The 9,270-nt window shown below is 63.5% G+C and carries 8 protein-coding genes and 1 pseudogene; 5 read left to right on the top strand and 4 right to left on the bottom strand.

What is annotated here, in order from left to right; translation table 11 throughout:
• Both ON30_RS28390 and ON30_RS28385 read right to left on the bottom strand, forming a co-directional pair.
• A pseudogene (locus ON30_RS28390) lies at nt 1-2,693 on the bottom strand (caspase family protein); the annotation flags it as partial.
• Nucleotides 2,683-3,558 (bottom strand): hypothetical protein, encoded by an 876-nt coding sequence (locus ON30_RS28385; protein ID WP_040712201.1) that lies wholly within the window; start codon nt 3,556-3,558, stop codon nt 2,683-2,685. The pseudogene ON30_RS28390 and the gene ON30_RS28385, both read right to left, overlap by 11 nt.
• A gap of 123 nt (nt 3,559-3,681) precedes the next feature.
• Between ON30_RS28385 and ON30_RS28380 the strand changes: the two genes are divergently transcribed.
• Both ON30_RS28380 and ON30_RS28375 read left to right on the top strand, forming a co-directional pair.
• Nucleotides 3,682-3,861, top strand: coding sequence for a hypothetical protein (locus ON30_RS28380; RefSeq protein WP_157183886.1), 180 nt, complete (start codon nt 3,682-3,684; stop codon nt 3,859-3,861).
• Nucleotides 3,862-4,053: 192 nt separating this feature from the next.
• Nucleotides 4,054-6,147 carry a hypothetical protein gene (locus tag ON30_RS28375; protein WP_040712191.1) on the top strand — a complete coding sequence of 698 codons (2,094 nt, stop codon included), beginning with the start codon at nt 4,054-4,056 and terminating at the stop codon, nt 6,145-6,147.
• A gap of 567 nt (nt 6,148-6,714) precedes the next feature.
• On the opposite strand, the gene ON30_RS28370 is transcribed toward ON30_RS28375, so the two are convergent.
• Nucleotides 6,715-7,038, bottom strand: coding sequence for a hypothetical protein (locus ON30_RS28370; protein WP_040712189.1), 324 nt, complete (start codon nt 7,036-7,038; stop codon nt 6,715-6,717).
• Between the two features lie 193 nt (nt 7,039-7,231).
• Between ON30_RS28370 and ON30_RS28365 the strand changes: the two genes are divergently transcribed.
• Genes ON30_RS28365 through ON30_RS39520 form a run of 3 tightly spaced genes read left to right on the top strand, consistent with a single transcriptional unit; the run spans nt 7,232 to nt 8,403 of the window.
• Entirely contained in the window at nt 7,232-7,546 is a 315-nt protein-coding gene (locus tag ON30_RS28365; RefSeq protein ID WP_245554260.1) for a transposase, read from the top strand.
• The gene (locus ON30_RS39525; RefSeq protein ID WP_157183885.1) at nt 7,543-8,121 is read left to right on the top strand and encodes an IS3 family transposase; all 579 of its coding nucleotides are present in this window, start codon (nt 7,543-7,545) and stop codon (nt 8,119-8,121) included. The genes ON30_RS28365 and ON30_RS39525 overlap by 4 nt, the downstream gene beginning before the upstream one ends.
• A gap of 30 nt (nt 8,122-8,151) precedes the next feature.
• Entirely contained in the window at nt 8,152-8,403 is a 252-nt protein-coding gene (locus ON30_RS39520; protein ID WP_281004756.1) for an integrase core domain-containing protein, read from the top strand.
• Between the two features lie 47 nt (nt 8,404-8,450).
• Here the strand turns inward: ON30_RS39520 and ON30_RS28355 are convergent.
• The coding region (locus tag ON30_RS28355) for an IS3 family transposase (RefSeq protein WP_083911739.1) at nt 8,451-9,270 on the bottom strand (820 nt) is incomplete at its 5' end.

Genomic DNA, 9,270 nt, shown 5'->3' with positions numbered 1-9,270 from the left:
CGGCCGTCGATGTTGGTGCAGGCGACCGCGTGGACTGTGCTGGTGTGGCCGGTAAGTGTGAACCATACGGTGCCGGTAGTCAGGTCTAATACCTGGACTGTGCTGTTCCAGCAGCCGGTCACAGCGACGGGACAGTCGTCGATGCCGGTGCAGGCGACCGCGTGGACTGTGCTGGTGTGTCCGGTGAGCCTGGATCGTTCGGTGCCGGTGCGCAGGTCCCACACTCGGACCGTGTTGTCCCAACCACTTGTGACCGCGACAGCGTGACCGTCGATGCTGGTACACGCTAGCGCGTGCACTGCGCCGGTATGGCCGATCATAGTGGTGCGGAGTGCGTCATCGGTTTGACCGCCGGTGGCCCACGAGGTTTGCCATTCGTGGTCTTGGTCGAGGGCTCGTTGTTGCTCATCGGCGCCGAAGCGCGCGGCGTCGATCGCGAGGAGCCGGCGTCGGCGCTCCGGCGGGAGATGTCGGTGTAGATCGGCGGAGCAGCGATAGATCGCACGGGTCATAAGCGCAGTCTCGGAGGTGACTGTGTGCAGAGCGTCCAGTAAGGGGCCGGGATCTGCGTGGACGAGATAGTCCAGGTCGGTGATCAGATCGTCGATCACGCCGGCTCGAGCGGCATGGGTGGCAAGGTGGTGGCTGATGTAAGGGTGAGCGTGGGCCCAGTCGCTGTGTCCCTGCTCGTCAGGGGGGACGTGGCTGCGCAGTGTGTGGACGAAGACCTCGTGCGCGGTGCGGGGGTCGGTGTGTTCGGTGAGGTGTTCGGCGAGGGCTTGGTGGAAGAGCCGGTAGGCCGAGCGCCCGTTCTCCACGGCTTCGACCACATAGGAGCCCGCGGCGCGTCGTAGCCACATCAGGTCGTGGTCGGTGTAGTCGATCCCGGCTATGGCCGAGGCCAGTGGTGCCCACAGGTCTTCCCACGGCAGACCTTGCCCCTGTGCGAATGCGAGGGGCCGCAGCAGGTCCCGTGCCTTGCGGGCGTCGGTGCCGAGGCGGGAGTCCAGGTCGTGGCGCATCGCCTCACCCGGCAGCGACGGCAGACTTCGCCGCCAGTCCGGGTCGTCGGGGTTCGGGACGGTGGGGTCGGCGGCGAGGGTGGCGGCGACGATGCGCGCGACCAGGAAAGAGGGGTCGGCTTGTTCGGCGACCGCGTCGGCGACCGCCTGCAGCACCGTCGGGTCCTGGTGGAGGTAGACGCTGTCGGGTGCGGCGTCGAGCAGTCCGTGCACGGTGTAGGTGGTCAAAGCCACGAGGTCGGCGTAGCGGGGGGCGTCGAGGTCGATCTCGCGCTCGCGTGCGGTCCCCAACCCCGGGAGCAGGTAAGGGCGGGACCCGACCAGCAGCCGGATGCGTCCGTCAGCGTGGTCGAGTAACGGGCGCAACAGTTTTCGAGTGATATGGTCGAGGTCGGCGGCTTCGTCTAGGCCGTCGATGAGCACCGTGAACACCCGGCGGCGGCCGGTGAGGCCGTCCAGGAGTTCCCCGACGGTGGTCGCGGTCAGTTTCGCGGCGGCGGCGATGCCGTCGCGGACTTGGTCGAGGGTGAGCCCCTGGGCGTAGATCACCACGTCCACCGCGCCCACCCGCGGGACGGAATCCGGTGGTAGGCGCAGGGTTTCGATGGGGACGGTGCGATGGTATTCGGGGTGGGTCAGGGCGGCGACGACGCCCAGGACGGCGGTTTTGCCGGAGCCGGGGTCGGCGGTGACCGCCAGTAGGGGGTGGGTGGGGTCGGGGTGGTGCAGCCAGGTGGTGATGTCGGTCAGGGCGGTGTGGCGGCCGGTGAACCACCAGCTGCGGCCGTCGGTGCTGCCCATCGCCCGCACCAGCAGCCGGTCCCGGAACTCGACCTCGCGGCGTTGCTCGTGGGCCTCCCACTGCGCGGCCTGCTGCAACGCCAGATCCACCTCGTGCAGGCGAGGGTCGTGGCGGGGGTTGGGGAAGAACGCCGGCGCCTGGCCGGTGGGGGTGATCTCGTTCAGCCCGGCGACCTGCCAGGGGGTGTTGGCGGCCAGGGTGTTGATCTTGGCGACCAACGCTTGGGCGGCGATGGTCTGGGGTCCGTGCCCGGCGGTGGACAGCGACTGCACCGCTTCGGTGAGCAGGCGGGGGAACTGGCCGGCGTCGGCACTCTGGTGCGGGTGGGTGGAGCTGATGACCACGATGCCGTTGCCGGGGGTTTCGTCCCAGTGCTGGGTGTAGTCCTCCAGCGCGGCGGTGGTGAAGTCGGCGCCGCCTTTGCCGGAGTAGCAGGTGTCGAGCATCAACAACACCCGCCGCACCGGTGTCTCGTAGAGGATGGTGCGAGCGAGTTGTTCGGTCGTGGTCGCGAGCCGGACCCGGTCGGGGTGGGTGTCGGTGGTCAGCAGGACATGGTCCTCGATGCGGTGCAGTCGTTCGCCGTGGCCGGTGAAGTAGATCGCGATGATGTCGTCGGGACAACGTTCGGGGGAGTTGCAGAACGCGTCGAGCTCCGACAGCAGTTGCGCCGCTGTCGGGTTCATTCCCGGGGCGGGGACGAGGGTGTAGCCGAAAGTGGTGGTGAACAGGTCGATGATCGCCGCCCGCCCCGCCGCCACGCCCGCGCGATCCCAGTGCGGGCCGTGGACGTGTTCGGCGACCGCGGCCGCGATCAAGAACCGCCGCGACCCCGCGTCGGGATTGGTGGGGGACTGGTCAGTGCGCATGCAGGCCGTCGTCGATCGCGCGCCCGGTCACCTCGTCGGTCAGATACGCCGCCGAACCGTGGGCATCGGAGCTGTTGTCCACGAACCAGTCCCACACCCGGTGGGTGAACTCGCGACCGAACAACGGGTCGAGGTGTTTGACCATGGCCACGAGGTCGTATTTGTCGGCGATGTTGGTCCACACCAGTTCCGCGCCGCCTGGCCACACTCCCTTTCCGTCGACCGGGGCGGGTTGGAGGCGGTCGAAGATCAGGTTCGGGATCCCCAACGGCGACCCCAACGTCACCAGCGCCCGCACCGGATGTCCCGGCAGGGAACACAGCGTTTCGTAGGCGACCACCGAACCGAGCGAGTGCGCCACCACGACGCGGGTGTCGTCGGTGATCAGTGCCCGCACCTGGTCTTGGATCCGCCCTCGGAGTTCGGGTTCGAGCATGTAGCGGCTGACCTGTTTGAGTTTGCCGATCACCGAACGGATCGCGAAGTCGGCGAAGAAGCGTTTCTTCGCCACTTGATGCAGGATCGATTGCACCGGCACCGGAGTCCGCGACAGGCTCTGCTCGGTGGGCAGTCTGATGGACGGGTCGAGTTCGGCGGCGGCTTTCCACCAGGCCACCAACAATTCCTGCTCGAACCCCTCGCGCACGTCGGCGGGCCCGTACCACTGCTCGCCCGGCGACAGTTCTCGGCCCGCGAGTCGTCCCGGGGGGCGGTACAGGTGACCGTAGAACCCCTCGGCGACGTCTCCTGTGGTCAGTGGGGTCGCTTGTGCGCGGGTCAGACCGTCGTTGAGCGCGGGTAGCCATGTGGTGCGCATCGACGCTTCGCCGGAGACCTGGGAGCCGATCCCGTGTACCAACACCACCCGCGCCACAATCGCCCCCCATCTCGATGACCGGGCCTCGGTGGCCCGTCGACAAACCTATCGTGGGGACACCCGCGATGTGAGGCAATCCACCGGTCGATCTCGATGGTGGGTGTCGGTCGTTTGATCGACAATGATGCGCCGGAAGCCATTCAGTGGCAGGCTGAGGCGGATGATGAAGACGATGTTGACATCCTCGGGATCGTCGCCTGCTTGGTCGAGGCCCCGGCGCGTGTCGAGTATCGGACGCAGAGGAACCGATCTCGGCAACTCGGCGGCGAGAGGAAGGATCTCGGCGACTGACGGCGATGCCATCGCCGAGGATGCGGTGCGGTTGTCCGCGTCGAAGTCTGCGACGGTGGTATCTCCGACGTAGATGGACGATTGGTCGTTGTATCCTTGAAATCAGTTAAAGCTCTTGCGATTTAGGCAGAGTATCACCGTGGAAGTGCAGTTCACGATCGTCGGTGACAGTCCGAAGCAGACAGGCGCAATGTGGATCGTGAGCAGAACTACTTCGATGCGTTGATAGCCGACTACGTTGCATCGCGCGATGATGAGCGTGAGTTGAACAACCAACTCGTTGGTGTCTTCAGTGGTGTAGTCGCGACATTGACACTATTCGGCGCGTTCGTCACATTTATTGGAGGCGAGAAGCCCGCGATCAACATCCCGGACGAAGCGGCTGCCGCAGTGCCGCTGATTCCGTTGGCTCTGGGATGCATGCTCCAGATCACGTCTTCGATTGCCACCGCGCGCAGCTTCTATGGTCGCGCGGTGGAGCGAGAGCTTGCGACGCTACTGCCCGCCACCATGCCGGACCTGGGCGGATATCCTCATCTCAAGGCGCTCACCTATCGCGAGATGATAGTTGAGTTGAATTCGCTGAGTCGTGGCTTTCGTATTCCCCGCTTCTTGCAGACCACGGCCATCGTATCGCTGCTGTTCATTTTTGTCTTGATGCTATTCTATATGGCGCGAGATTTCGCGTTCTATCTCCAGTTCTCGATGCTGGTGGTGTACGGTCCGATAATCTGCATACTTGCAGTCGAGGCGCTCAACGCAACCGTGCACGGTCGCGCGTATTTTTTCGACCTGGTGAAAGACACTCGTGCTCGCAGGATGACCTCGATGCTGCCACAGGCGAGGCCGAGCTACGACGAGCGGTCACTGCTTTCGTATATCCTCTTGCCGAGACCGATGGACCTGAGTAAGGCACTCTTCTTTCTCATAGGTGTGCTGGTTCTTGTGGCCGTCCGGCCTGTTGTGCTTGATATTTCGTACTTCGTCCCGCGGGCGCTGACTTTGTGGTTCATTCTAGAGTTCCTCATCTACCAGGGGCGGTATCAACTCAACGATCTCAGAGGCCTGATCGAAGATCAGGATGCGCCGGCGGCCGGTCAGCGGGGTCGCATTCCTACTCGGGCGGTGGGGGTCAAGGCTGCTGCGTCCGCGACGTTGGTCGCGATATTTGTTCGGTCCGCGTTGGTGATCATCTTGTGCGGCCTGGAATTCATATCGTTCTTCCATCACGTGCTGCCTATGGCTATCGGTGTCATAGGTCTGGCGTTCGTATACGAACGAGTGCGCAGCGTGGAACGCGATCACTTCGATGGCAACACCATCGGCCGGGCGGCCATGGTTGCGGGATGGGCTGTGATAGCACTGGTAGGAGTGGGTTATCCTCTCCGGACGATACTGGGCCTGACCTTGCCGCAGACGACCGGCGCAAACCGGGATATTCCCTGGGACTGGAAATGGCCATGGAACTCGACCTTCCCCTGGGAGCGTGGTGGTCGGCCTCCGTCATTCAGTGTGGATGTCCCGGTCAGGCTTGTTGTAGAGATCGGACTCTATGCATTCTTTCTCGGCATCGTATTCGTGTCCATGACATGGTGTCTCGAAGGCGGAACCTACGTCAACCGACGGATGAATCAGGATGGCAGAACCATCTACTTCACCAAGGCTGGCATCGGTCGAAAGTCACATCTATTGATACTTCTGCGCCAGACCCGGTCGAACATAGTTTTCGGTCAACCATTGTTCTTAGCCGGATATTCGACCAGATTCAGGCATACCGGCACCACTACGAAGTGGCTGAACAGGAATAGCAGAACGTTCGCCATCTGGAACATGGGCCTGGTTCTCGCGAGCGCGACGGCAATTGTGCTCATCGCTGAATTGTGGGGCATCGGATACGATCCGACTGAAATCGTGTACTGGGCCGCTGCGACGGGAGGAGTCCTCTGTCTTGTGATGTGGCAGACGGCCCCTCGTGTGGGTGGGAACTTGGTGGCGATACTGACGACAATCCTTGTCGCGTCAACCGTCATTGCTTCTTGTGTCGATAGTCCGCGGCGGATGGCTGGCTCCCAACCTGTGTTCTCCGTAGTACTGACAGTCGTATTGGCGACGGCGGCACTACTTGTCCCGGCTGGGATGTACAGGATGTTCTACGGATCGTCGTACAAGGACCTGGAGTTGCCTCTGTTCCTCAGGTCGTTCAGCATACGAAAAGTTCCAGTGATGATGTTGTCCCTGGTCGCGGGAAAGCGACTCGTGCGCACTCTCTGGCCGACCACACCGTAGTACGCGAAGGACACGGGTACGACACCGGGTGGTTGGCGCGGCAATCGCCGGAGCGTCCCGACAGGTCACGTCGGAGTCCGAACTTCTGTGACCATGCGGAGAGTCTGATCTTAATGAGCCACCGGACGTCGAGCAGGTCTGTTCGCGAAATGCCGACGGACCAAGTAGTTCTCGCCTACACGCTATGAGCCCAGCCGAACAGCTGGGCTTGCCGTGGACAGCCGAAGGCCTGCCGGTCCAACTCTCATGACGGTGCCTACGGACATCGCGCGAGCGTCGACGCCGAAGTTGTCGTTGGATTCGCGCATTGCCACCGTCGCGCGGGGGCGACTGTGTGGGAAGCCCAGTTAGCTCGCCCGTGATCGCCCGAAGCAGGAGGAACCGAGGTGATCGATCCCGACGGGCACTTCGCGCATCTATTCGACACCGTCAGAAGATGGCCGCAGGACAGGAGTGGGCGTGCTCGAAGATCTCGATTGCCGCGTTGATCGAGCGCGCCCGCTGATCAACCACCGTGACCAGGCAGTTCCGCAGGGGCTCCTTGGTTTCCGCACTCAGAGTCGCTTGCTACCTGTTCTTGCCCCAGTGTCGTGGGCGGCTGTGGAGTCCGCCCGAGCGGCCGGTCGATTCGTCGTATGAGGCACCGGCCCCTCCGACCACCACCGCCACAACCACCATCGCCAGCGCGACCACCAACGGAATCCATTGCCACGCGACGAAAGCGGTGACAAGCAGGACAGGAACCGCCAGCCAGTACAGCCACCCCAGCAACGGAGCCCGACGGAACACTTCCAGGATCAGGCCCGACACCACTCCAGTGAGCCAAAACAGCAGGAGCAGCGCAGCAATGCCGACAACGATCACTACCAGGATCCAGGCCCGATCTGTCATACCGAGAATTCTGACCGCCGATGGAAGATTCCGTACCGGAATCGATTTCGCGGGAGCGTGATCTCGCTGGACCGGGATATCCGGTGTGCCCTGCGCACCCCTGAGCGGTCCCCGATGACGAGTCCACCTGATCTGGCCCCCGGTCGGGAGACCGCGGTTGTGAGAGTCGAGGCAGACTGACCCGTAGGAGGTCATGATGCCGAAATCCTTTGCGCCGTCGTTGCGGCGGCAGGTGTGTGCTCGGCTGCGGGCGGGCGAGCCCGTCGCCGAGGTCGCGGCCGAAACGGGTATTTCACCTGCCACATTGTTCCGATGGAAGGCGCAGGTGCTCATCGATGCGGGAGTTCGTGAAGGTGTGCCGAGTGTGGAGGCCGATGAACTGGCCTCGGCGAAGAAGCGGATCGCAGCGTTGGAGGCGGAACTGAAACTCACGCGCGACGCCTGCGAATTGTTCGACGCGCAGGCGGTGGTGTCCCCAAAAGGCGGACCGCGGTCGTCGAAGGATTGATCGCACTGGGACATTCCGGTCGATCAGCGTGTCGAGTCGCCGGCGTGCACAGATCCACCTTCTTGCGTCAGCGGCGCCAGCCGTTGTCGGACAGGGGAGTCCGTAGGATCGTGGTGGCCGACGAGATCTCCCGGATCCATGCCCGGTCACGGGGAAGTTATGGCAAGCGACGGATCAAGGCCGCGCTGTTGGCCGAGTGCGAGATGATCGTGAATCACAAGCTGGTGGCCTCGATCATGTCCGAGCTGGGTCTACACGGCATGCCCAGACGCAGACGCCGCGGTCACCCACTGCTGCGAGTACCCACGCCCGCGGACCTGGTGAACCGCGCGTTCACCGCCACCCGCCCCAACGAGTTGTGGTGCACCGACATCACCGAACATTCCGCCAGGGACGGGAAAGTCTATTGCTGCGCTGTGCTGGACTGTTTCAGCAAGAAGATCGTCGGTCGATCCTTCTCCACCGTCGCCGACACCGCCCTTGTCAACAATGCCATTAACATGGCCGTGGCCGAACGCTCCACCAACACCGGTCTGATCGTGCATGCCGATCACGGAACGCAATTCACCTCGTAGTCGTTCGGCGAAAATCTGCGCCGCCATCGATTGCTGCCGTCCTTCGGTACCGTAGGCGACTGTTTCGACAACGCGGCGATGGAATCTTTCTGGGGCCGGATGCAAACCGAACTTCTCAACACGAAAAAGTGGTCGACAAGTCTCGAGTTGACCATCGCGATGGCCGACTGGATCGACAACTTCTACAACCCCGAGCGCCGCCACTCCTACCTCGGATACCTCAGTCCTGCCGAGTATGAGACGCTGTGGCTCGAGACCCAACCCAGCCCTCGACTCGCGTAACAGCGGACCGACAAGCGGGGGCCAGATCAAGGTTCTGTGAGAGTCGGTTATCGGTGTGTGCAGATCGCAGCGTATCCGGCCGGAGTTCGGTAGCCCAGGGCGGAATGTCTGCGGTGATAGTTGTAATCGGCTTTCCAGTCGCTGATCACGACCCGGGCCTGGGTGATCGACCAGAAGCTGTTGATGTTGAGGCATTCGTCGCGCAGTCGGCCGTTGAACGATTCGATGTAGCCGTTGCGCCAGGGCTGCCCGGGCGGGATGAAGGCCAGGCCGACGCGTTCACCGGCCCAGTCCGCCATCGCCGAGCAGGCCAGTTCCGGTCCGTTGTCGCACCGCAACGCCGCCGGGTAGCCGCGGCGGGCAGCGATGCGGTCGAGTTCATCGATGAGCCGGTCCGCGGTGATCGATCGTTCCACGAGCCCGCCGAGGCATTCGCGGGTGTGTTCGTCCACGATCGAGACGATCTTGACCGGGCGGCCGTCGTCGGTGGCGTCGAACTGGAAATCCACCGCCCAGACCCGGTTCGGCGCGTCCGCGCTCAGCGTGGTGACGGTCGAGTCGCCGAGGCGTTTGCGGCGGCGCCGCTGCGGCACCCGCAAGCCTTCCTCACGCCAGAGTCGTTGGATCTTCTTGTGATTCACCGACCAGCCCTCACCGCGAGCCTCGTGATAGGCGCGCCGGAACCCCTGTCGTGGATGGGATTTCGCCCAATCCCGAAGCCATGCCCGCAGCCCGGCATCGGGGTCGGTGACCGCCTGGCCCGCACGGGGGCGGCGTTGAGTACTGCGATGCTGCCCGGTCACCCGACACGCCAGCCGTTGACTCATCCCGAACAATCGTTGCAGGTGAGCCACCGCCGCGCGCCGG

Origin of the sequence: Nocardia takedensis NBRC 100417 (assembly GCF_000308695.1) — a bacterium.
Taxonomy (GTDB): Bacteria; Actinomycetota; Actinomycetes; order Mycobacteriales; family Mycobacteriaceae; genus Nocardia; species Nocardia takedensis.
This window is presented reverse-complemented; position numbering and strand designations above follow the sequence as displayed.